Origin of the sequence: Nocardioides pymetrozini (assembly GCF_046058985.1) — a bacterium.
Classification (GTDB): domain Bacteria; phylum Actinomycetota; class Actinomycetes; order Propionibacteriales; family Nocardioidaceae; genus Nocardioides.
In genome coordinates this window covers 720,200-740,841 of sequence record NZ_CP175556.1, presented here as the reverse complement: position 1 = coordinate 740,841, position 20,642 = coordinate 720,200, and the positions used below count along the sequence as shown (strand labels likewise).

Sequence of the window (20,642 nt, the reverse complement as noted above, 5' to 3'; positions counted from 1 at the left end):
CGTGACCTCCGTCACGCGCCATGAATATCATTAGCCTAGATTGCCGGGAGGTCAAGAGACCATGCGCATCAATTTGGGTCAAATGCGCAGCGGAAGCCGACGTTCGCGCTCGCCGAACCGCTCGACATGGGGATCCTCGCCGCGGGGCGGTAGCGCCGGCAGTAGTTGTCGGCACAGAGGAACGAGCCGCCCTTGAGCACCCGGTGCGGGTCGGCGGGCGCCAAGGGGTCACGGCCGGCTGCCGCGCAGCAACCGGCCGCCCGGTCCCGGTACGGCGTTGTCGTCCACTCCCAGACCTGACCCACGACGTCGTACAGGCCGAAGCCGTTGGCCGGGTGGCAGCCGACCGGCCGGGTGCCCCAGCCGGACGGCCCCACGACGGGGAAGTCCCCGTCCCAGACCACGGCGGGCACCGGTCCGGCGGGGCCGTCCGGGCGCGACTGCGATCCCCAGGGGTACTCCTGCGCCGAGCCGCCGCGCGCGGCGTACTCCCACTCCTCCTCGCTCGGCAGCCGACCGCCCGCCCACGCGGCGTAGGCGGTGGCGTCGCGGAGGTCGACCTGCACGACGGGATGGTCCGGGCGAGCGGCCACGTCGCTGCCGGGGCCCTCGGGCGACCGCCAGGAGGCCCCGGGTTCGAGGCGCCACCACGTGGGGTCGGCGAGGTCCACCGGCCCCTCCGGTACGACGAACACCGCGGCGCCGAGACGCTCGGCGCGGGTCACATGACCGGTGTCCTCGACGAACGCGGCGAAGGCGGCGTTCGTCACCGGCGTGCTGCTGATCGCGAAGGGGGCGACCTCGACCTCGCGACAGGGGCCCTCCTCGGCGTAGAAGGCGGTGGAGCCCATCGTGAAGCGCCCGCCCGGCAGCGTGACGGTGGTCACCGGCACGCTCACTGGGTCTCGAGGGCGAGTCGGCGCGCCTCGGCGAGCCGCGCGGCGAGCGTCGCGGCGGCGTCCGGGTCCGGGTGATAGGTGGCCGAGCGGATCTCGCCGCTGTAGGCGAACGACCGCCGCCTCCCGTAGAGCTCCCACGAGACCGGCGAGCGGCGACAGATCCCCACGTCGATCCCCTCGAAGGGCAAGAAGCCGGCGAACCGGCGCAGACCCGGAAGGGCGAGCGTGGTGCCGTCACCGAGGCGCAGCGCGGCGTCCCACCGGCCCTCGCGGGTGGTGACGGCGAGCTCCATGCCGCTCACTCCGTCGGCGAGCGGAAGCGGGCCGAACCGGCGCGGCGTGCCGAAGTCGTTGTGCTCGTAGTGCAGGGCGCCGTCCTCGACGAAGACGAGATAGCCGGCGGCCTGGCTGCCGTGGGCGAGCAGCACCCCCTCGTCACCGGCGCGATAGGTCCAGTCGAGCTCGACGCGCCAGGTCGCACCCTGCACCAGGGCGCCCGACTGGTGACGTTCCAGGGTCGGCGTGCCGGCCAGGATCCGCACCGGACGTGGAGCGCGGCCCGGCGGGCGCTGGAGGAACTTCACGCCGGACCCCTCGTCCAGCGGGTACACCTGGTTCGCTCGGGCCGCCTCGTCGAAGCCCGCGACCAGCTCGGCGACCTTCTCGGGATGCCGGTGCGCCAGGTCGTCGGACTGCGTGGGGTCGGTGTCGTGGAACAGCTGCCAGGTCTCGGTGTCGAACGGAGTGAGCGGGCGTCGCACCGTGGCGGCCTCCCATCCGTCACGGTAGAAGGCGCGGTTGCCGACGCACTCGGTGTACTGCTCGTGATGACCGCTCGGGGCCTCCGGCTCCGCCAGGGTCGGGGCGAAGCTGACCCCGGCGGGATCGGCGCCCGGGCTCGCCGCTGGCGAGAGCGGGATGTCGAGGTCCAGCAGGTCCACGAGCGTCGGCAGCACGTCGGTGATGTGGGTGTACTGCCGGCGCACGATGCCTCCGCCGTCGGGGAAGCGTGCGGGCCAGGAGAAGATGAACGGCGACTGCTGGCCGCCGCGCAGGGTGCTGAACTTGTAGAGCCGGAAGGGCGTGTTCGACGCCATCGCCCACCCGCGGGGGTAGTGCGGCCAGGTGGTCGGGCCGCCGAGCGCGTCCAGGATCTCCGGCAGCCGCTCGTCGATCTCGCATACCTCGGGACTCTGCATGTAGCCGAAGTACGACGCCGTGCCGGTGTCGGCGCTCGTCGCCCAGCTCGGGCCGGGACGACCCTGGTCCGAGAGCCGGGCGGCGCCGTTGTCGCTGCTGAACACGATCACGGTGTTGTCCAGCTCCCCCAGCTCCGCGAGGACCGCGCGCAGTCGGCCCACGCTGCGGTCGATGGCCTCGACCATCGCGGCGTAGACCTCCATCTGGCGGGCATGGACACGGCGCTCGGTGTCCGAGAGCGCGTCCCAGGGGGTCACGTCGAGGCCCTCCTCGCTGTTCCGTCCGGGCAGGGTGGTCCCCTCCGGCATGATGCCGAGCTCGACCTGCCGGGCCAGGCGGCGCTCGCGCACGACGTCCCAGCCCTCGTCGTACCGGCCGCGGTGGCGGGCGATGTCCTCTGCCCGGGCGTGCATCGGCGCGTGGACCGCTCCGTGGGAGAAGTAGAGGAAGAACGGCTTGTCGGGGTCCGCGGTGCGGACCTCCTGGATCATCCGCACCGCTCGGTCGGTGAGATCGTCGGTGAGGTAGTAGTCGTCGGGGTACTCGTCGACGTGGACCACCGAGTTGCCCTCGATGAGGCGGTGCGGGTGGTGGAAGTCGGTGAGCGCCTCGAGGAACCCGTAGTACTGGTCGAAGCCGCGCTGGAGAGGCCAGTTGTGCCGGCTGCCGGCCTCGGAGAAGTCCTCGTCCTTGCACAGGTGCCACTTGCCGACCATGAGGGTGGCGTAGCCGTTCGCGCGGAGGACCTCGGGCAGCACGGGTTGGTCGAGCGGCAGTTCCGAGCGGTAGCCGGGGAAGCCCGGGTCGATGTGGGTGGGAAAGGCGATGCCGGCGGCGTGGGCGTTGAGCCCCGTCATCAGCGCCGCCCGGGTGGGCGAGCACAGCGGGGTGACCCGGAAGTTGGCGTAGCGGACACCCTGCTCGGCCGTCGCGTCGAGGTGCGGGGTCGGGATCTCCGAGCCGAAGCAGCCGATGTCGGAGAAGCCGAGGTCGTCGGCCAGCACCACGACGACATTGGGCCGACCCGGCCTCCGCGCCGGCGACGGGGGCCACCACGGCGTCGACTCGGCCATCGTGGTGCGCGCCTCGCCGGCGAAGTCGCGATAGGGCTCGAAGGGACGTGCGCCGGGCATGAGGGCCTCCAGGTGGCGGGGTCGGTCAGAGGGCCGTCGCGACGACGGCGACGGTGAGCACGCCGCAGCCGGCGACGGCGCAGGCGAGGACGACGGTCGCCTTGGTCGAGGGCAGCGCTCGGCCGGCCTCCATCGCCCGGTCGACCTGTCGCCACCGGACGACGCCGACCACGGCGACGTATACGGCCACGCAGGCCAGGACGAGACCGATCGCCGCCCGCAGCCCGAGCGGCGCGGCGTCCGCGGGCAGCAGGTGGACGACCGCGACGGCAGCGGCCGAGAGCCCGAGCGCGGTGCGGATCCAGGCGAGGAAGGTGCGCTCGTTGGCCAGGGTGAAGCGGTAGTCCACGAGAGCGGTGGGCACGTCCGGGCTCATGAGCGCAGGCCGCGCCAGGCGGTGGTGCCACCGTCCACGGGCAGGATCACGCCGGTCAGGAAGGAGGCGTCGTCGGACGCCAGGAAGCACACCACCTTGGCGACCTCCCCCACCCGCCCGAACCGAGGGATCAGGTGGGCGCCGGTCATCCGCAGCAGCTGTGCCTCGGGGTCCTCGGCGGCCGCGATCACCGACTGGGACATCGGCGTCTCGATCGAGCCCGGCGCGAACGCGTTGACCCGGACCTCCGGCGCCAGCGAGATCGCGGAGGAGCGGGTGAGCTGGATGACGGCGCCCTTGCTGGCGGTGTACGCCGGCGAGACGTAGCCGGTCATCCCCGCGACCGACGCGGCATTGATCACCGACGGCCCGCGGCCCGAGGCCCGCAGGTGCGGTGCGGCGGCCTTGGTGGCGAGGTAGACGGCCTTGACGTTCACGGCCATCACCTGGTCCCAGACCTCCTCGGGGAGGGTGTCGACCGTCGCGTCCGGGGTGAGCACGCTGTCGATGACTCCGGCGTTGTTGATCAGGGTGTCCAGCCCGCCGCCCGCCGCGACCGCCTGCTCGACCATGCCGACGACCTCCGCGGACACGGTCAGGTCCACCTCCAGCGCGAGACCGTCGCCGCCCACCCGGCGTACCTCGGCGACGGTCTCCTCGGCGCCTGCCAGGTTGCGGTCGGCGACGGTCACGAAGGCGGCGCCCTGCCGCGCCAGCTCGATGGCGATCTCCCGGCCCATGCCCTGGGCGGCTCCGGTGATCAGCACCCTCTTGTCACGCACCATCCGTGCGTCCTCCTCGTTCGGTGGTCTCGGTGGTCTGGGTCGTGGTCGTCTGAGGGGTTGCTGGCGTGCCGGACCAGGTCACGAGCGCGTCCAGCGCCTCGACGAGCCCGCCGTCGACTCGCAGCGGGTTGACCTCCAGCCCGTCGAAGGCGGCACCGTGCGCCGCGGCCATCGCCTCGGCGAGCCGGCCGATCCCGGCCACGGCGGCGGCGACCGCGTCGCGGTCGGCCGCTGGCCGCCCCCGGACGCCGTCGAGGAGAGCCGATCCGCGCAGGCCGGCGAGCATGCGCAGCACGGTTGCCTCGTCGACCGGCAGCGGAGCGAGCGCGACGTCGTCGAGCACCTCGACCAGCACGCCACCGAGCCCGACGGCCAGGAGCAGGCCCCAGTCCTGGTCCCGCGTCACTCCCACCAGGAGCTCGGTGGCAGGCGCCCGCATCGGCGACAGCAGCACGCCGTCCAGCCGCGCGTCCGGCCGGGCGGCGGCGCAGGTCGCCACGAGGTCGTCGTACGTCGCCGCCGCGGCGGCGGGATCGACGCCCAGGCGGACACCGCCGATGTCGCTCTTGTGCCCGATGTCGGCGGAGACGATCTTCATCGCCAGTGGCGCCCCGGAGTCGGCCGCGGCCTTCGCGGCCTCGTCGGCCGAGCGCACGTGCCGCGACGGCACCGTCGGCACGCCCGCGGCCTCCAGCAGGGTCCGGGCCTCGGCCTCGGAGAGCGGTCGCTCCGTGCTCAGGCGGCCGATCTCAGGGAGGTCGAGCGCACCGGCGCGCGGTCGCGGGAGCTGCCTGCGGGCCGACCACTGCGCGACGCGGGCGACTCCGTCGACGGCCAGCCGGAGTCCCGGCACGACGTGCTCGATGGAGCCGGAGCGGAGCACCTCACGCGCCTGGGGACCCACCGGCTGGCTGGTCTGGGTGACGTAGAGGACCGGGACGTCGGAGACGGCGGCGCCCGCCCCGATCGCATCGACGAACCGCTGGCCGTAGAACGGCTTGCCGTCCTCACGCCACGGCAGGCTGTTGACGGCCAGCACCACGCCGACCGAGCGGTCGGTGCCGACCGCCGAGACCGAGTCGGTCCACAGGGTGGGGTCGATGATCGCCGCGCCCGTGATGTCGAGGGGGTTGTGCGCGTGGCCGAAGTCCGGCATCCGCGCACGCAAGGCCGCCGTCGTGGCCAACGACAGCTCGGGCAGCTCGGCGCCGACCGCCTCGGCGAGGTCGGCGACGATGTCGCAGGCGCCGCCCGAGATCGACACGACGCCGACGCCCGGGCGCGTCAGCGGACCGGTGTGGGCGGCGATCCCGGCGGTCACCAGCATCTCCTCGATGGTGTCGACCCGGATCACGGCGAGGTCGGCGAGCATCGCGTCCACCACCCGGTCGTCGCCGACGAGCGCGCCGGTGTGCGAGGCCGCGGCGCGCGCGGCGAGCTCGCTGCGCCCGGCCTTGAGCACGACCACCGCCTTGCCCGCGGCGGCGGCGCGGCGCGCGGCGGCGGCGAAGATCTCGGGCTGCTTGATGCTCTCCATGAACACGGCGACCGCGCGTACGCCGTCGTCGTCGACGAGGGCGTCGACGAGGTGGCCGACGGTCACCATGGCCTCGTTGCCGACGGTGAGGACGTGGGACAGGCCGACGCCCGCCATCGCCGCGAACTCCTTCATCGCCCCGCAGCTCGCGCCGCTCTGGGAGACGAGGGCGACCGACCCGGCCTCGGTCGGCGGGTCGGACAGGGCCATCGCGGGGATGCCGGCAGCCACGTTGACGAGTCCGAGCACGTTGGGCCCGAGCATCGCGATGCCGAGCGCCTCGGCGAGGGCCACGAGCTCGTCCTGACGGGCCCGGCCCTCCGGGCCCGCCTCGGACCAGCCGGAGCTCAGCACGACCGCGGCGCGGGCGCCCGCCGCGGCGGCGTCGCGCAGCGCGTCGGCCGCGGCGGTGGCCGGGACCATGACGTGCACCAGGTCGATCGATCCGCCGGCGGCCTCGGCGGCGGCGACGCAGGTCGGGTGGGTCGGACGTCCGTGCACCTCCGCGCGGCGCGGGTTCACCAGGAAGGCGCGGTCCTGGTGACCCGCGGCGACGAGGTTGCCGTGCACCAGGGTGGAGAAGGTCGACTTGTCGCTCGCGCCGACGAGCGCGAAGGTGCGGGGGCTCAGCAGGGCGTCCACGGACTCACGGGTGACCACGGATCACCCTTCCTCGGGGCTGGTCCGGCCGACCCTGCGGCCAGCCTCGCGGCGGCCGGCCTGGCCGGCGTACTTCTCGTCGGCCATCGGCGACGGTCCGCCTGCGCCGGTCATGCCGGCGTCGATCGGCAGCACGATGCCGGTCACGAGCGCGGCCTCGTCGCTGGCGAGGTAGACGACGCCGGCCGCCACGTCGGCGGGCTGCAGGGGGCGGCCCATGTAGCGGGAGCGGTCCAGCGCCGCCTCCGCCCCGGCCAGGTCGGAGGCGTCGCCCGCGACCAGGTCCGCGGTCATCTGCGAGACCACGGCACCAGGGATGACGACGTTCGCGCGGACGCCGAAGGCGCGCAGCTCGGCGGCGACGGAGTGCGAGAGGCCGATGATGCCGGCCTTGACGGCGCTGTAGACGTGGGCCCCGACCCCGCCCATGACGCCCGCGGGGCTGGAGGTGGAGATGATGACGCCCGACCGCTGTGGCTTCATCACCCGCGCCGCGTGCTTCATCCCGAGCAGGACACCCCGCAGGTTCACGGCGATGGTGAGGTCGGCGTCCTCCATGCGGGTGCGGTCGATCGGCCCGACGGCACCGATGATGCCGGCGTTGTTGAACATGACGTCGAGACGCCCGAAGGTGTCGACCGCGGCGTCGACCGCGGCGCTGACCGACGTCTCGTCGGTGACGTCGGTGCGCCGGAACACGACGCGCTCGCCGAGCTCGGCCGCGATCGCCTCCCCGGCGGCGACCTGCAGGTCGGCGACGACGACGCTGGCCCCTTCGGCGTGGAAGGCACGCACGGTCCCCGCGCCGATGCCACTCGCCCCGCCGGTCACGACCGCGACCTTGCCGGCGAGGCGCCCGTGCGCTCCGGTCACGAGCCGGTCGCGATCGACTTGGTCTCGAGGAACGCGGCGAAGCCCTCGGGGCCCATCTCCCGGCCGATCCCGGACTGCTTGAAGCCGCCGAACGGCGAGCCGTAGGCCTGCGGGCGGCCGTTGATGCTCACCATGCCGGTGCGGACCCGGCGCGCGACGGCGACCGCGCGGTCGTCGTCGGCACTCCACACCGAGCCGGACAGGCCGTAGACCGAGTCGTTGGCGATGCGCACGGCGTCGTCCTCGTCGTCGTACGCGATGACGGCGACGACGGGACCGAAGATCTCCTCCTGGGCCACTCGCATCCCGTTGTCGACGCCGGCGAGCAGGGTCGGCGGGACGAACCAGCCGCCCGCCAGCTCCGGCGGCAGGGTGAGGTTCTCCCCACCGGTGACGACGCGGGCGCCCTCCTCGCGGCCGAGGGCGATGTAGCCGGCGACACGGTCGCGCTGGCGCTCGCTGACCATGGGTCCGATCTTGGTGTCGGCGGCCATCGGGTCGCCGACCTGCTGAGCGGCCATGGCCGCGGCGAGGGCGTCGACGAACGCCGACTCGCGGGAGCGGGGTACGAGCACCCGGGTCTGGGCGATGCAGGCCTGCCCGTTGACCATCATGGCCATGGGCAGCAGCGCAGGCACCACGACGGACGGGTCGGCGTCGTCGAGCACGATGGCGGCGGACTTGCCACCGAGCTCGAGGGTGACCCGAGCGACCCGCTGGGCGGCGGCGGCCATGATCTTCTTGCCGGCGAGGCTGCTGCCGGTGAAGGCGATCTTGTCGACGTCCGCGTGCTCGACGAGGTGCTCCCCCGCCTCCCGGTCGCCCGGGATGATGCTCAGGACGCCCTCGGGGAGCCCGGCCTCGAGGAGCGCGTCCGCGAAGGCGTACGCCGTCAGCGGGGTCTCCGGCGGCGGCTTGAGCACCACCGAGCAGCCGGCGGCGAGCGCGGGCGCGATCTTGAGGGAGGGCGTGCTGAGCGGTCCGTTCCACGGCGTGATCGCGGCGACGACGCCCACGGGCTCCTGGGTGACCAGGCTGGTGTTGCGTCCGTCCGTGCGTACCTCGTCATAGGCGAAGGAGCGGGCGTGCTCGGCGTAGTAGCGCGTGTGCCGGATCGGGTTCGGCACGTGCGCCAGCTCGCTGAACCACAGGGGGCAGCCGAGCTCGGAGGTGATGCTGACGGCCAGCTCGGCCGCTCGCCTCTCCAGGTGGTCGGCCGCGCGGAGCAGCACCTCGGCCCGCTCCTCGGGCGAGGTGCGGGACCAGACGCCGGAGTCGAAGGACGCACGGGCGGCCGCCACCGCTGCGTCCACGTCCGCCGGGCCGGCGAGCGCGGCCGTTCCGACGAGCTCTCGCGTGGCCGGGTTGCGGACCTCCGCCACCTCCCCACTGCGGGGCGGCCGCCAGGCGCCGCCGATGAACAGCTCGGGCCGGTCGCTCAACGACATGGAGTCGGGCCTCCCTCTGGCGAAAGATCGCCTCGCGAGTGTCTATTGCTGATAATGAAACATACCGTATCGTGCGGCGTGACGCCAGCCACAGAACGAGGAGTCCCGTCCATGGAACCAGCACGTGTCGTGATCGTCGGCGCCGGCCTCGCCGGCCTCCGGACGGCCGAGCGGCTGCGCCGCGAGGGGTACGACGGTGCCGTGACCCTCGTGGGCGCCGAGGAGCACCTGCCCTACGACCGACCGCCCCTCTCGAAGGCGCTGCTGGTCGACCCCGGTCCCGTCGCACCTCCTCTCCTGCGCGCCGCGGACCGGTACGCCGAGCTCGACCTCGACCTGCGCGTCGGCGTGCGGGCGACCGCCCTCGACGCGGACCGCAGGACGGTCGCTCTCTCCGACGGCGCGGTCGTGCAGGGTGAGCACGTCGTCATCGCGACCGGGCTGGTCGCGCGCGACGTCCCCGGGTGGGCCGGCGTCCCCGGCGTCCACACCCTGCGGACCTACGACGACTGCCTCGCCCTTCGCGACGCGGCCGAGGATGCGGCGCACGCCACCGTGGTCGGCGCCGGCGTGCTCGGCAGCGAGATCGCCGGCGCCCTGCGCACCCGCGGGCTCGAGGTCGATCTGGTCGACCCCCTCCCCCAGCCGCTGCACCGCGTCGTCGGCGAGGAGGTCGGCGCGTTCGTCGCCGCCCTGCACCGCGAGCACGGGGTGCGGACCCACCTGGGCGCGACCGTGGCCGGACTGGAGCAGGACGCCGCAGGCCGCGTGCGCGCCGCGACCCTCGACGACGGCACCCGGTGGGAGACGGACCTCGTCGTCGCCGCGGTCGGAGGCACCCCCGACGTCGCCTGGCTGCGCGACTCGGGTCTCGCGGTCGCCGACGGCGTGGTCGTCGACGCCGACGGGGCCGCGTCGGCCGCCGGGGTGTGGGCGGTCGGGGACGTGGCCTCCCTGCCCGGCCCCCGCGGCGGGCGGCTCCGGCTCGAGCACTGGACGTCGGCCGGCGACCTCGCCGCCACCGTGGCCCGCAACCTGATGGCCGACCTGCGCGGCGCGCCGCGCCGTGCACACGCCGAGGTCCCCTACCTGTGGACCGACCAGTACGACACCAAGGTGCAGGTCCTGGGCCTCCCGCGGGCCGATGACGACGCCGTGCTGCTCGCCGGCTCCTTCGCCGAGGCAACCTTCCTCGTGGCCTACGTCGACGACGGCCGGGTCCGCGCGGTCGCGGGCGCCGGCATGCCCGGCCCGCTCATGCGCTGTCGGGCGGCGGTCGCCGGCGCCGTACCACTGGACGAGCTGCGGACGCTCGCTCCCTGGGAGCGTAGGAAGGTGTCGGCATGACCATCGACCTCCCGGTCCTTCTCGAGCGGGTCGCCCGGCTCGAGGAGGCCGAGCTCGCCCGCAACCTGCTGCACGCGTACGCCGAGACGCTGGACGACCCGACCCCGGAGGCGGTCGCGGCCCTGTTCACCGAGGACGGCGTCCTGAGCGTCCCGGCCGGCGACTTCGCCGGACGGGAGGCGGTCACCGGGTTCTACCGCGACCGCCTGGCCGGCGCCTCGGAGAAGCGGCACTTCATCATGAACGTCCGCACCCGCCCGCTCGAGCCCGGCGTCGTCGAGGTGGCGTCGTACTTCGTCTTCACCGCCCGCGAGTCCGCCGCCAGCGGGCTGGGCTGGGGCACCTACCTCGACATCGTCGACGTGACCGACGGGATCGCCCGGTTCCGGCACAAGACGATCACCCCTCACGTTGCGACCGATCTCGCCAAGGGGTGGCCGGCGGGTCGCTGAGCTCGCGCGAGCTGTAACTACCTGTTCATGCTGCTGGCGTACCGGTCTACGGGTCAGGTAGCAGCAAGAACAGGCAGTTACAGCCACGCCCGCGCCCAAGCCTGCCGGCTCGCCCGCCCACTCAGGCCGTCTTGCGATCGCCGTGCACGCGCCGGATCTCGTCGGCTTCCCGCAGCAGGTCGGGACTCGTGTCGCGCCCATAGACGCGATCGGCCTCGGCCTGTGCCCGTCGAAGGCGCGCGACGGTCGCGCTTCGCCGCTCGTTCCAGTGATCCGCCCAGACCACCTGCGAGACCACGAGACCTCGGTCCCTGATCGCTCGCTCACGGAGCTTGGCCTCCCACGCCGCATCCTCGACGTCGCTGGCCACGCCGCCGTGGTCGCGATGGCGCAGCTTCACTCTCCCATCGGCCTCCGTGACGTGGTTGCCGACGACCATGTCGCACCAGACGATGCCGCGATCGGTCCGGACCGGAAACTGGGTCGCCGGTCGGCGTTCGACCGCTTCGATGACGAGCGCACGGGTGATGCTCTCGAGCGCAGTCTCGGCGCCGGGGTCGGCCAGGTCGATACATGTCGCGACGTGCGTGCGCCCGGGCCAGTTGTCCATGACCGCGGCCGCAGCCTCCAGATCGGCACGTGTCGCCCCGGCGCGCAGCGCGGCATCGCAGGCGACCAACCCGCTGCTCACGCCGTGCGTCCGCGCCATGTCGACGCCAGTACGCGCTTGGTTCAGCGCACAGAGACCGTCCTTCTCGACCACCTGGCCGGGTTCGAAGCGAGCGAGGTGACGTCCGACTCCGTCTCTGGTCCAGGCGTTGGTCCACCCCGGGCGGGTCAGGTGGACGAGCGGTTCGGTCAACGCGAGTACGGGCAGGCCGAGGAGGTGGCACGCCGAGTCGTGGCTCAGGACCCACCCACGTCGGATGTTCTTCGTCGCCGCGCGAGCCATGAGGAGCGGGCGGCCGACGTACTCGTTGAGGCCGTCCCAAATCGATCGCGTGGTGTAGACACCGCGGCGCACCGACACCCACTTCTCGTCGCGCAGCAGGGCGCGGATCGCGCTCGGGCCGACTCCGAGGTCGAGCGCCTCGGCGCGGCTGATGAGGCCGTACTGAGCGGCGATGACAGCGTCCACGCGAGGATCCACACACCGGAGCATGGAGCGCCGCAGGCCACCACTCCCAGCACCTTCCGGCTGGGTTGTGGACAACGCCCTCGCCGGCCCGCCTGTGGGGAGGTGGAGGCTCGTCGTGGGAACAGAGTGACGGTTGAGCAGGCCTGCCGGGCGCACCGTGCTGTAACTACCTGTTCGTGCCTCTACCTGACCCGTCTACGGGTCAGGTAGCAGCAGGAACAGGTAGTTACAGCTCACCCGCCCCTCAGCGGAACGCCGGAAGCACCTCGTCCCGGAACTTCTCCAGCGTCGCCAGCACCTGCTCCTGGCCCAGGTCATACCACTGCACGCGCAGCACGATGTGGGTCAGCCCCTGGGCCTCCAGGTCCTTGAGCGCAGCCACGGCGGAGGCCGGGTCGGTGAACAGGTACGACGCGTCGGCGACCTCCTCGGCCGCCTTGTCGGTCTGCAGGTGCTTGTAGGCGTCACCCCGCTGCGGCGCGTTGTACGCGGCGTACTTCTGGGTGAGCGCGCCCCGAGCGGCCACGCCGATCGCACGGGCCCGGTCACGGTCGTCGTCGAGCACCAGCTCACGACGTACGACGAGCTCGGAGGTGCTCTTGCCGAGCCGCTCGCGCTCCGCGCGGTAGTGACCGAGCACCACGGCGAGCCGGTCGGGCGTCACGTGGGGCGGGACGATCCAGGCGTCGCCGAGCCGCGCGGCGCGCTCCGCACCCTTCTTGTGGGGGCCCGCACCGATCCAGATCGGCGGGCCGCCGGGCTGCACCGGCGTCAGGCTGATCCGTTGGTCCTCCAGACGGAAGTGCTGGCCGTCGAAGGTCGTCTGCTCCCCCGTCCAGAGCTGCCGGATCAGGCGCACCCCCTCGTCGTACCGGCCGACCCGGTCGTCCATGGGGATCCCGAACGACGCGAACTCGTTCTCTCGGTAGCCCATGCCGAACCCGGCGACGGCGCGGCCTCCGGTGAGGTGGTCGAGGGTGGCGAACTCCTCGGCGACCTCGACAGGGTGGCGCAGCGGGAGGATGAACATGTTGGTGCCGAGGGTCATCTCGCCGGCGTCCTGGGCGAGCGCGGCGAGGAGCGGAACCGGCTGGAGGGTCGGCATGCTGCCGAGATAGTGCTGGAGCACCCAGACCGAGGAGATCCCGGCCTGCGAGGCCGCACGCACCTGCTCGCGCAGCATCGAGACGCGGGACGCCGGGACGACGTCCGGCGGGAAGTCGTTCATGATGGCGAGGCCGAACTTCAGCGACATGGTGTCCTCCAGTGAGATCGTCGAATGACGGAAGGTGCTCGGGTCAGGGGATTCCGGCATCGACGGTGATGCCGATCTTGCCGCGGATCCCACCGCGGACGAGTGCGCGATGCGCCTCGGCGACATCCTCGAGGGCGAACCGCGACGCGACGTGGACGCGGAGCGCACCGTCCTCGCACCAGCGGGCGAGGGTCTCCAGGCCCTCGCGGTCGGGGCGTACGGCGGCGCGCCGCGCGCGCAGCGACGGTGCCGGGCCGGTGGGCTCCGTCCGCATCGTCATTCCCGCTCCGTCCTCAGGCCTTTGCTTCTTATCTATGAATACCATATTCATGATCATGGCCACCGCGCCAGGTCCGCCCGCGCGCGGGCCCATCGGCTCAGCCGTAGTACGCGCGTCCCTTCTGGGCCAGCACGTCGTCGCCACCGTCGACGACCAGACAGGCTCCGTTGATCCGCGGCGCACGCGCCAGGAACAGTGCGGCGTCGGCGATGTCCGCCGAGGTGGTCGGCTGGCCACTGGAGGAGGCCGCGGCCAGGCGACGGTACGGCGTGGCGAGGTCGTCGACGTCCCCCATCAGCCCTGCGGACAGCGAGCTGACCGTGCCGCCGGGCGCGACCGCGTTGATGCGCAGGCCCGACGGCGCGAGCTCGACGGCCACGGACTCGACGAGCCCCTTCACCGCGTGCTTGGCAGCGGTGTAGGCGTGCGGGCCGAGGCCGCCGCGCACGCTGGCCACGCTCGCGGTGCACACGATCCCTCCCGTCCCGCGCGGCCGCATCACGCGCACCGCGTGCTTCACGGTCAGGAAGACGCTGGTCAGCAGCAGGTCGGTCGTGCGCCGGAAGTCCGTGAGCGCGGTCGTCTCGATGCGCCCGGTCACGCCGACGACCCCGGCGTTGGCGAACACGGCGTCGAGCGGACCCAGCTCCGCCGCGGCGTCGACGGCGGCCGCGACCCGGTCCTCGTCGGTCACGTCACAGGTGACGAAGCGTGCGCTGCCACGCAGCCGCTCGACCAGGGCACGCCCGGCCTGCTCGTCGACGTCGGCGACGACGACGCGGCCACCGGCGGCGACCACGCCCTCCGCGATGGCGGCACCGATGCCACGCGCACCGCCGGTGACCAGGGCGACCGCCGGACTGCTCTCCATGGCTCCTCCTCGATTGACAGCCCCGAGAGCGCCACATTACATTGGAATCATTATCAGAGATAGGAGCACTGTGTCCTCCACCGTGACCGAGCTCGACCGCGTGGTCATCCGCTTCGCCGGCGACTCCGGCGACGGGATGCAGCTGACCGGAGACCGCTTCACCCAGGAGGCCGCGGTCTTCGGCAACGACCTCTCGACGCTCCCCAACTTCCCCGCCGAGATCCGCGCCCCCCAGGGCACCATCCCGGGCGTCAGCAGCTTCCAGCTGCACTTCGCGAACTACGACATCCTCACGCCGGGCGACCGGCCCGACGTCCTCGTGGCGATGAACCCCGCCGCGCTGAAGGCCAACCTGGGCGACCTGCCCAAGGGCGCGACGATCATCGTCGACACCCACGACTTCACCAAGCGCGCACTCGACAAGGTCGGGTACGCCGCCGACCCGCTCGAGGACGGCTCGCTGACGGACTTCGCGGTGCATGCACTCGACCTCACCGGCATGACGGTCGAGGCGGTCAAGGACTTCGGGCTGTCCCGCAAGGACGCCGCGCGCTCCAAGAACATGTTCGCGCTGGGCCTGGTCTCCTGGCTCTACGGCCGTGACGTCGCGGGCACGGAGCAGTACCTCGGTGCGAAGTTCGCCGGGAAGCCGACGATCCGTGACGCCAACGTCGCGGCGCTGCGCGCGGGCTGGAACTTCGGCGAGACCACCGAGACCTTCGCGGTGTCCTACGTCGTGAAGCCGGCTCCGGTGCCGGCGGGGCGCTACCGCAACATCACGGGCAACACCGCGCTCGCCTACGGGCTGGTGGCGGCCGGACAGCTCAGCGGCCTGCCCGTGCTGATGGGCGCCTACCCGATCACCCCGGCGAGCGACATCCTGCACGAGCTCAGCAAGCACAAGTCCTTCGACGTGTCGACCCTGCAGCTGGAGGACGAGATCGCCGCGATCGGTGCCGCCGTGGGCGCCTCGTTCGGCGGCGCCCTCGGCGTCACGGCCACCTCGGGGCCGGGCATCGCACTGAAGTCCGAAGCGATGGGCCTCGCGGTGATGACCGAGCTGCCGCTGGTGGTCATCGACGTCCAGCGCGGCGGACCGTCGACGGGGCTGCCGACCAAGACCGAGCAGTCGGACCTGCTGCAGGCGATGTACGGCCGCAACGGCGAGGCGCCGATGCCGGTCGTGGCCGCCCAGTCGCCGACGGACTGCTTCGCCGCGGCCGTGGAGGCCGCCCGGATCGCCGTCACCTACCGGACCCCGGTGATGTTGCTGTCCGACGGCTACCTCGCCAACGGCTCCGAGCCGTGGGCGATCCCCGACGTCGCGGACCTGCCGGCCATCGACCCGGCGTTCGCAACCGCCCCCAACCACGCCTCCGGCAAGGCCGGCGCGGACGGTGAGCCCGACGAGTTCTGGCCCTATCTGCGCGACGAGGAGACCCTGGCCCGGCCCTGGGCCGTGCCCGGCACGGCCGGCCTCGAGCACCGCATCGGCGGGCTGGAGAAGGCCGGCACCCTCGCGGCCGGTCACGGGAACATCTCCTACGACCCCGCGAACCACGACGCGATGGTGCGCATCCGCGACGAGAAGGTGAGGCGGGTGGCCGACTCCCTGCCGCCATTGGAGGTCGACGACCCGTCGGGCCGGGCCGAGGTCCTCGTGATCGGCTGGGGCTCGACCTACGGCCCGATCGGCGCCGCGTGCCGCCGGGTCCGGCGCGCCGGCTACAACGTCGCGCAGGCCCACCTGCGGCACCTCAACCCGTTCCCCCACGACCTCGGCGAGATCCTGCGCCGCTACGACCGCGTCGTGTGCCCGGAGATGAACTCGGGCAGCTCTCGAAAATGCTGCGCGCCGAGTACCTCGTCGACGTCCGCTCGATCACCACGGTGCGCGGTCTGCCCTTCGGAGCCGAGGCGCTGTCGCAGGATCTGCTCACCCACGTCACCGCGACCCTGGAGACCTCCGCATGACCGCCGTCGACCTCGGAACCCCGTCCCTGCGCTCCGGCACCGAGCTGGTCCCCGCCGTCGCGGAGGGCGTGACGCAGACCGCGAAGGAGTTCTCCAGCGACCAGGAGGTCCGCTGGTGCCCCGGCTGCGGCGACTACGCCGTCCTCAAGGCCGTCCAGTCCTTCCTCCCCGACCTCGGACTACGCCGCGAGAACATCGTCTTCGTCTCCGGCATCGGCTGCTCCAGCCGCTTCCCCTACTACCTCGACACCTACGGCATGCACTCCATCCACGGACGCGCACCCTCCATCGCCACCGGCATCGCCACCGCCCGCCAAGACCTCTCCGTCTGGGTCGTCACCGGCGACGGCGACGCCCTGTCCATCGGCGGCAACCACCTCATCCACGCCCTGCGCCGCAACGTCAACATGACGATCCTGCTCTTCAACAACCGCATCTACGGACTCACCAAGGGCCAGTACTCCCCCACCAGCGAAGTCGGCAAGATCACCAAGTCCACCCCCGTCGGCTCCCTCGACCACCCCTTCAACCCCGTCTCCCTCGCCCTCGGCGCCGAAGCCACCTTCGTCGCCCGCACCATCGACTCCGACCGCAAGCACCTCACCGCAGTCCTCGCCGCAGCCGCCGCCCACCGCGGCACCTCCCTGGTCGAGATCTACCAGAACTGCCCCATCTTCAACGACGGCGCCTTCGACGCCATCAAGGACCGCGACAACACCCACGCCCTCATCCCCCTCACCCACGGCGAGCCCATCACCTTCGGCGTACGCGACGAAGCCACCGGCCTCGGCGACAAGGCCCTGGTGCGCGGAGCCGGCGGCGGCGTCGAGATCGCCGACACCGCGTCCGTCGCGCCCGAGGACATCATCGTCCACGACGCCCACAACCCGGACCCCTCCACCGCCTTCGCCATCTCCCGACTCACCGACGCCGGCTACCTCAACCGCAGCCCCATCGGCATCTTCCGCCAGGTCGACCGCCCCACCTACGACGACCAGGCCCGCGCCCAGGTCGCCGCCGCCGTGGCGACCCAGGGACGAGGGGACCTGCAGCGGCTCCTCGACGGCGGCGACACCTGGACCGTGGCCTGACGCCGCTGAGAGCGGGCTCGGGTAATGTTTCTGATCATCAATAAGATGAATATGCGTGGAGGTGGCAGATGGCCGGGACGATCGTGGTCGGAGTCGACGGCAACGAGCGCGCCGAGCGCGCCGCGGAGACGGCAGCGCGCCTGGCTGCCGCGACCGGCGCGGCGCTGCACGTGGTGTGCGCCTACAGTCGCGAGCAGTCGGCCGAGGTGGAGGCCGGCGGCGAGCGCCTGACCGTGTCCGTCTCCGAGGAGAGCGCCGACATCGCCGCGCGCACCGCCGCGAGGCTCGCCGGCCTCGTCGGCGGCACCGTCACCTCCGCCGCCGTGCACGCGCGCCCTGCCGATGCTCTCCTCGCCGAGGCCGAGCGGCTCGACGCCACCCTCGTCGTCGTGGGCAACAAGCGCATGCAGGGCATCGCCCGGGTCCTCGGCAGCGTCCCGGCAGCCGTCGCCCACCACGCCTCCTGCGACGTCTACATCGTCAACACCGGCTGACGCGGGGCGCCCGACCCGCTTGGATGGGCCCGTGCTCCTCGACCTGCAGCTCGACGTCCGTCCCGACCGCGCGCTCGACCGGGCGCGCGCCCTGCGGGAGACCGGGGCGGCCGGGCTCTTCACCTTCGAGGGCCCCCACGACGTGTTCCTCCCGCTCGCGGCCGTGGCCGGCCAGGTCGACGCGGACCTGATGACCAACGTGGCGATCGCCATGCCGCGCTCCCCGATGCATCTCGCGCACACGGCATGGGACCTACAGCTGATGTCCGGCGGCCGGTTCCGGCTGGGGCTGGGCTCGCAGATCCGGCCGCACATCGAGAAGAGGTACGGCGCGCGGTGGTCGCCGCCCGCGGCCCGGATGCGGGAGATCGTGGGCGCGGTGAAGGCGATCCTGCGCTCGTGGCAGGACGGCTCCCGCCTCGACTTCCGCGGTGAGCACACCACGCACACGCTGATGCCACCGACCTTCGTCCCGGGACCCAATCCGTTCGGGGCACCCCCGGTCCTCCTGGGCGCGCTGGGGCCCGTGATGACCCGCACGGCTGCCGAGGTCGCCGACGGTCTCCTGGTCATGCCCTTCCACAGCCACCGGCACTTCCACGAGCGCACGCTGCCCGCTGTCGCGGAGGGCCTGGCCCGTGCCGAGCGCGGGCCCGCCGGCTTCGCGCTCCACCCGCAGGCCATCGTGGCCATGGGCAACACCGACGCCGAGCTCGCCGCCGCCCGGGCTGGCGTGCGCACGCTGCTCGCGTTCTACGGCTCCACGCCGGCCTACCTCCCCGTGCTCGAGGTCGAGGGCCGGGACGCTCTGCAGCCCGAGCTCAACCGGCTCTCGAAGAGCGGTGACGTCGCGGCCATGGCCGCGCTCGTCGACGACGACCTGCTCGACACCATCGCGGTGGCCGGCACGCCCGAGCAGTGCGCGGCCGAGATCGCGCGCCGCTTCGGTCGCGTCCCGGCGGGGCTTCCGGCGGTCGAGCGGGTCTGCTGCTACTTCCCCGGCTACGATCCGCCGCTGGAGCAGGTGGCGGCGCTCGCGGCCGGCCTTCGGGCCCTGTGACCAGCCTGCGTCCCGCGTCCGCTCAGCCTCCGAACGCCGGCTTCTCCTTGGCCAGGAAGGCGCGCACGCCCTCGGCGAAGTCGGGGCCGCCGTAGACCTCGCGCAGCAGCGCCTCCTCGCCCGCGATCGACGCCTCGGCGGGTCGAGCGCGGGTGAGCAGCTGGTGCTTGGTGGTCTCGATCGTCACCCGGGAGGCCTGGGCGATCCCCTCGGCGAGCGCGGCGACCTCGGCGTCCAGCCCCGCCCCGTCCGGTACGACGGCCGTGAGGGCGCCCGCGCCGTAGGCGCGCTCGGCGGTCACCAGCCGCGAGGCCAGCAGCATCTCGCGGGTCAGCGACTCACCGAAGATCGACTGGCACCGGAACAGGACAGTGCCGGACAGGGCGTTGCCGAGGGTGCGAGCGATCGGGTAGCCGAACCGCGACGACGCCGTCGCGACGCGCAGGTCGCAGTGCGTGGCGACAGCGAGCCCGCCGCCCACGCAGACGCCGTCCACGGCCGCGATGGTCACCTGCGGAAGCTCCCAGAGCCGGTCGAACATCTCCCGGATCCAGTTCTCGTAGTCGACCGCGTCGGCCTCGAGGAAGTCGCTGATCTCGTTCCCGGCCGCGAACGCCTTCCCGCCGGCCCCGCGCAGCACGACGACCCGCACGGAACGGTCCTGCGCCGTGCGCTCCCAGAGATCGCGCAGGGCTGCGTACATGTCCCTCGTGAAGGCGTTGCGCCGTTGGGGACGGTTGAAGGTCACCTCGAGGACACCGGGCCCGAGCCGGTCGTTCTCGATCAGCAGGTCGTCAGCGCTCACGCCCGCGAGGGTACGGCGTCCACCAGCAGGTCCCGTGCGCGCGTCCGACTGCTGAGGAGGCCCAGCGCGACGCCAGCGGCGTTGGCGACGGCGTCGCGCCAGTCCATCATCCGGTTCTCGGTGAGCGTGCCCTGGGCGACCTCCAACCCGACGCCGAGCAGCACCAGCGCGAGGGCCGCCGTCGTCAGCGCGCGGCCCGGGCGGAACAGCTGGACCGCGCCCAACGCGAGCACGCCGTACGCCGTGAGGTGCTGCCACTTGTCGCTGGCCGGGACGTCCGGACCGCTCGGCGGCGAGCCGAGGGAGAGCACGACGACCGCGGCGACCAGCAGCAGCCAGAGCCCGGTCCAGAGCCAGGGCAGGCGCAGCGGCTTCATACCGCCCGCTCGCGCACGGCGACGGCGGCGACGACGCCGGCGATCGCGCCGAAGAGGTGTCCCTGCCAGGAGATCCCGTCCTGCCCGGGCAGGACGCCCCAGAGGACGCCGCCGTAGACCAGGAGCACCACCAGGCCGACCGCGATCTCGCCGGGCTTGCGGTCCACGAGGCCCTGCGCGACGAGGTAGGTGAGCCAGCCGAAGATCAGTCCGGAGGCGCCGAGGTGCACCGACCCGCTGCCCGCGAGCAGCCACACCGCGAGCCCGCCGGCCAGCCAGATGACGGCCGTCGCGACGAGGCCGCGGAGCAGGCCCGTCGCGAGGGTGAGGAAGCCGAGCACCAGCGCGGGCACGGTGTTCGCGCCCAGGTGGTCCCAGCCGCCGTGCAGGAGCGGCGCGGCGAGGACACCCAGCAGCCCCTCGGTGGTGCGGGGCCGGATTCCCCATCCGTCGAGGCGGTGGGACGCCGCGACGTCGACGATCTCGACCGCCCACAGCAGCACCACGAAGCCCGCGGTGGCGAGCGCGGCGAGCTGCCAGCCCGGCCGGTTGCGTACGTCCATGTGCACAGTGTGTCCGACGCAGCG

At 72.8% G+C, this 20,642-nt stretch carries 19 protein-coding genes and 1 pseudogene; 6 read left to right on the top strand and 14 right to left on the bottom strand.

What is annotated here, in order from left to right; translation table 11 throughout:
• Positions 1–68: 68 nt before the first annotated feature.
• The 7 genes from ACJ5H2_RS03595 to ACJ5H2_RS03565 are packed head-to-tail and all read right to left on the bottom strand — an operon-like array spanning position 69 to position 8,911.
• The gene (locus ACJ5H2_RS03595; protein WP_408898194.1) at positions 69–887 is read right to left on the bottom strand and encodes a formylglycine-generating enzyme family protein; all 819 of its coding nucleotides are present in this window, start codon (positions 885–887) and stop codon (positions 69–71) included.
• 8 nt (positions 888–895) lie between these two features.
• Positions 896–3,232 carry an arylsulfatase gene (locus tag ACJ5H2_RS03590; RefSeq protein ID WP_408898193.1) on the bottom strand — a complete coding sequence of 779 codons (2,337 nt, stop codon included), beginning with the start codon at positions 3,230–3,232 and terminating at the stop codon, positions 896–898.
• Positions 3,233–3,257: 25 nt separating this feature from the next.
• Positions 3,258–3,608 carry a YidH family protein gene (locus ACJ5H2_RS03585; RefSeq protein ID WP_408898192.1) on the bottom strand — a complete coding sequence of 117 codons (351 nt, stop codon included), beginning with the start codon at positions 3,606–3,608 and terminating at the stop codon, positions 3,258–3,260.
• Positions 3,605–4,393 carry an SDR family NAD(P)-dependent oxidoreductase gene (locus ACJ5H2_RS03580; protein WP_408898191.1) on the bottom strand — a complete coding sequence of 263 codons (789 nt, stop codon included), beginning with the start codon at positions 4,391–4,393 and terminating at the stop codon, positions 3,605–3,607. Before ACJ5H2_RS03580 ends, ACJ5H2_RS03585 begins: the two co-directional genes overlap by 4 nt.
• A complete protein-coding gene (locus tag ACJ5H2_RS03575) occupies positions 4,383–6,590 on the bottom strand; it encodes an acetate--CoA ligase family protein (RefSeq protein WP_408898190.1) in 2,208 nt (735 codons plus the stop codon). The genes ACJ5H2_RS03580 and ACJ5H2_RS03575 overlap by 11 nt, the downstream gene beginning before the upstream one ends.
• Before the next feature lie 3 nt (positions 6,591–6,593).
• Positions 6,594–7,463, bottom strand: coding sequence for an SDR family oxidoreductase (locus tag ACJ5H2_RS03570; RefSeq protein WP_408898189.1), 870 nt, complete (start codon positions 7,461–7,463; stop codon positions 6,594–6,596).
• Positions 7,460–8,911 (bottom strand): aldehyde dehydrogenase, encoded by a 1,452-nt coding sequence (locus ACJ5H2_RS03565; RefSeq protein ID WP_408898188.1) that lies wholly within the window; start codon positions 8,909–8,911, stop codon positions 7,460–7,462. Before ACJ5H2_RS03565 ends, ACJ5H2_RS03570 begins: the two co-directional genes overlap by 4 nt.
• Positions 8,912–9,022: 111 nt before the next feature.
• Here ACJ5H2_RS03565 and ACJ5H2_RS03560 point away from each other — a divergent pair, with 111 nt between their 5' ends.
• Positions 9,023–10,258: an NAD(P)/FAD-dependent oxidoreductase gene (locus tag ACJ5H2_RS03560; protein ID WP_408898187.1), complete on the top strand. Its 1,236-nt coding sequence runs from the start codon at positions 9,023–9,025 to the stop codon at positions 10,256–10,258.
• Positions 10,255–10,710 carry a nuclear transport factor 2 family protein gene (locus ACJ5H2_RS03555; RefSeq protein WP_408898186.1) on the top strand — a complete coding sequence of 152 codons (456 nt, stop codon included), beginning with the start codon at positions 10,255–10,257 and terminating at the stop codon, positions 10,708–10,710. Before ACJ5H2_RS03560 ends, ACJ5H2_RS03555 begins: the two co-directional genes overlap by 4 nt.
• A gap of 121 nt (positions 10,711–10,831) precedes the next feature.
• On the opposite strand, the gene ACJ5H2_RS03550 is transcribed toward ACJ5H2_RS03555, so the two are convergent.
• The 4 genes from ACJ5H2_RS03550 to ACJ5H2_RS03535 all read right to left on the bottom strand — a co-directional run bounded on the left by ACJ5H2_RS03550 (position 10,832) and on the right by ACJ5H2_RS03535 (position 14,254).
• Positions 10,832–11,848 carry a type IV toxin-antitoxin system AbiEi family antitoxin domain-containing protein gene (locus ACJ5H2_RS03550; protein ID WP_408898185.1) on the bottom strand — a complete coding sequence of 339 codons (1,017 nt, stop codon included), beginning with the start codon at positions 11,846–11,848 and terminating at the stop codon, positions 10,832–10,834.
• A gap of 244 nt (positions 11,849–12,092) precedes the next feature.
• Positions 12,093–13,103, bottom strand: coding sequence for an LLM class flavin-dependent oxidoreductase (locus tag ACJ5H2_RS03545; RefSeq protein WP_408898184.1), 1,011 nt, complete (start codon positions 13,101–13,103; stop codon positions 12,093–12,095).
• Positions 13,104–13,146: 43 nt separating this feature from the next.
• Entirely contained in the window at positions 13,147–13,383 is a 237-nt protein-coding gene (locus ACJ5H2_RS03540; protein ID WP_408898183.1) for a zinc-binding dehydrogenase, read from the bottom strand.
• Positions 13,384–13,480: 97 nt separating this feature from the next.
• The gene (locus ACJ5H2_RS03535) at positions 13,481–14,254 is read right to left on the bottom strand and encodes an SDR family oxidoreductase (RefSeq protein WP_408898182.1); all 774 of its coding nucleotides are present in this window, start codon (positions 14,252–14,254) and stop codon (positions 13,481–13,483) included.
• 136 nt (positions 14,255–14,390) lie between these two features.
• Here ACJ5H2_RS03535 and ACJ5H2_RS03530 point away from each other — a divergent pair.
• The 4 genes and pseudogenes from ACJ5H2_RS03530 to ACJ5H2_RS03515 all read left to right on the top strand — a co-directional run bounded on the left by ACJ5H2_RS03530 (position 14,391) and on the right by ACJ5H2_RS03515 (position 18,873).
• A pseudogene (locus ACJ5H2_RS03530) lies at positions 14,391–16,228 on the top strand (2-oxoacid:acceptor oxidoreductase subunit alpha).
• Positions 16,225–17,319, top strand: coding sequence for a 2-oxoacid:ferredoxin oxidoreductase subunit beta (locus ACJ5H2_RS03525; RefSeq protein ID WP_408898181.1), 1,095 nt, complete (start codon positions 16,225–16,227; stop codon positions 17,317–17,319). The pseudogene ACJ5H2_RS03530 and the gene ACJ5H2_RS03525 overlap by 4 nt, the downstream one beginning before the upstream one ends.
• A gap of 68 nt (positions 17,320–17,387) precedes the next feature.
• The gene (locus ACJ5H2_RS03520) at positions 17,388–17,813 is read left to right on the top strand and encodes a universal stress protein (RefSeq protein WP_408898180.1); all 426 of its coding nucleotides are present in this window, start codon (positions 17,388–17,390) and stop codon (positions 17,811–17,813) included.
• A gap of 31 nt (positions 17,814–17,844) precedes the next feature.
• Positions 17,845–18,873 (top strand): TIGR03617 family F420-dependent LLM class oxidoreductase, encoded by a 1,029-nt coding sequence (locus tag ACJ5H2_RS03515; protein ID WP_408898179.1) that lies wholly within the window; start codon positions 17,845–17,847, stop codon positions 18,871–18,873.
• Between the two features lie 22 nt (positions 18,874–18,895).
• On the opposite strand, the gene ACJ5H2_RS03510 is transcribed toward ACJ5H2_RS03515, so the two are convergent.
• Genes ACJ5H2_RS03510 through ACJ5H2_RS03500 form a run of 3 tightly spaced genes read right to left on the bottom strand, consistent with a single transcriptional unit; the run spans position 18,896 to position 20,618 of the window.
• Positions 18,896–19,678 carry an enoyl-CoA hydratase-related protein gene (locus tag ACJ5H2_RS03510; protein ID WP_408898178.1) on the bottom strand — a complete coding sequence of 261 codons (783 nt, stop codon included), beginning with the start codon at positions 19,676–19,678 and terminating at the stop codon, positions 18,896–18,898.
• Positions 19,675–20,055: a hypothetical protein gene (locus tag ACJ5H2_RS03505; protein ID WP_408898177.1), complete on the bottom strand. Its 381-nt coding sequence runs from the start codon at positions 20,053–20,055 to the stop codon at positions 19,675–19,677. The genes ACJ5H2_RS03510 and ACJ5H2_RS03505 overlap by 4 nt, the downstream gene beginning before the upstream one ends.
• Positions 20,052–20,618, bottom strand: coding sequence for a rhomboid family intramembrane serine protease (locus tag ACJ5H2_RS03500; RefSeq protein ID WP_408898176.1), 567 nt, complete (start codon positions 20,616–20,618; stop codon positions 20,052–20,054). Before ACJ5H2_RS03500 ends, ACJ5H2_RS03505 begins: the two co-directional genes overlap by 4 nt.
• Positions 20,619–20,642: the final 24 nt, after the last annotated feature.

Excerpts from the sequence above, each read along its gene's own strand:
- ACJ5H2_RS03590 (WP_408898193.1), bottom strand. The coding sequence starts at position 3,232 with ATGCCCGGCGCACGTCCCTTCGAGCCCTATCGCGACTTCGCCGGCGAG.
- ACJ5H2_RS03585 (WP_408898192.1), bottom strand. The coding sequence starts at position 3,608 with ATGAGCCCGGACGTGCCCACCGCTCTCGTGGACTACCGCTTCACCCTG.
- ACJ5H2_RS03580 (WP_408898191.1), bottom strand. The coding sequence starts at position 4,393 with ATGGTGCGTGACAAGAGGGTGCTGATCACCGGAGCCGCCCAGGGCATG.
- ACJ5H2_RS03565 (WP_408898188.1), bottom strand. The coding sequence starts at position 8,911 with ATGTCGTTGAGCGACCGGCCCGAGCTGTTCATCGGCGGCGCCTGGCGG.
- ACJ5H2_RS03560 (WP_408898187.1), top strand. The coding sequence starts at position 9,023 with ATGGAACCAGCACGTGTCGTGATCGTCGGCGCCGGCCTCGCCGGCCTC.
- ACJ5H2_RS03555 (WP_408898186.1), top strand. The coding sequence starts at position 10,255 with ATGACCATCGACCTCCCGGTCCTTCTCGAGCGGGTCGCCCGGCTCGAG.
- ACJ5H2_RS03545 (WP_408898184.1), bottom strand. The coding sequence starts at position 13,103 with ATGTCGCTGAAGTTCGGCCTCGCCATCATGAACGACTTCCCGCCGGAC.
- ACJ5H2_RS03540 (WP_408898183.1), bottom strand. The coding sequence starts at position 13,383 with ATGACGATGCGGACGGAGCCCACCGGCCCGGCACCGTCGCTGCGCGCG.
- ACJ5H2_RS03535 (WP_408898182.1), bottom strand. The coding sequence starts at position 14,254 with ATGGAGAGCAGTCCGGCGGTCGCCCTGGTCACCGGCGGTGCGCGTGGC.
- ACJ5H2_RS03525 (WP_408898181.1), top strand. The coding sequence starts at position 16,225 with ATGACCGCCGTCGACCTCGGAACCCCGTCCCTGCGCTCCGGCACCGAG.
- ACJ5H2_RS03520 (WP_408898180.1), top strand. The coding sequence starts at position 17,388 with ATGGCCGGGACGATCGTGGTCGGAGTCGACGGCAACGAGCGCGCCGAG.
- ACJ5H2_RS03505 (WP_408898177.1), bottom strand. The coding sequence starts at position 20,055 with ATGAAGCCGCTGCGCCTGCCCTGGCTCTGGACCGGGCTCTGGCTGCTG.
- ACJ5H2_RS03500 (WP_408898176.1), bottom strand. The coding sequence starts at position 20,618 with ATGGACGTACGCAACCGGCCGGGCTGGCAGCTCGCCGCGCTCGCCACC.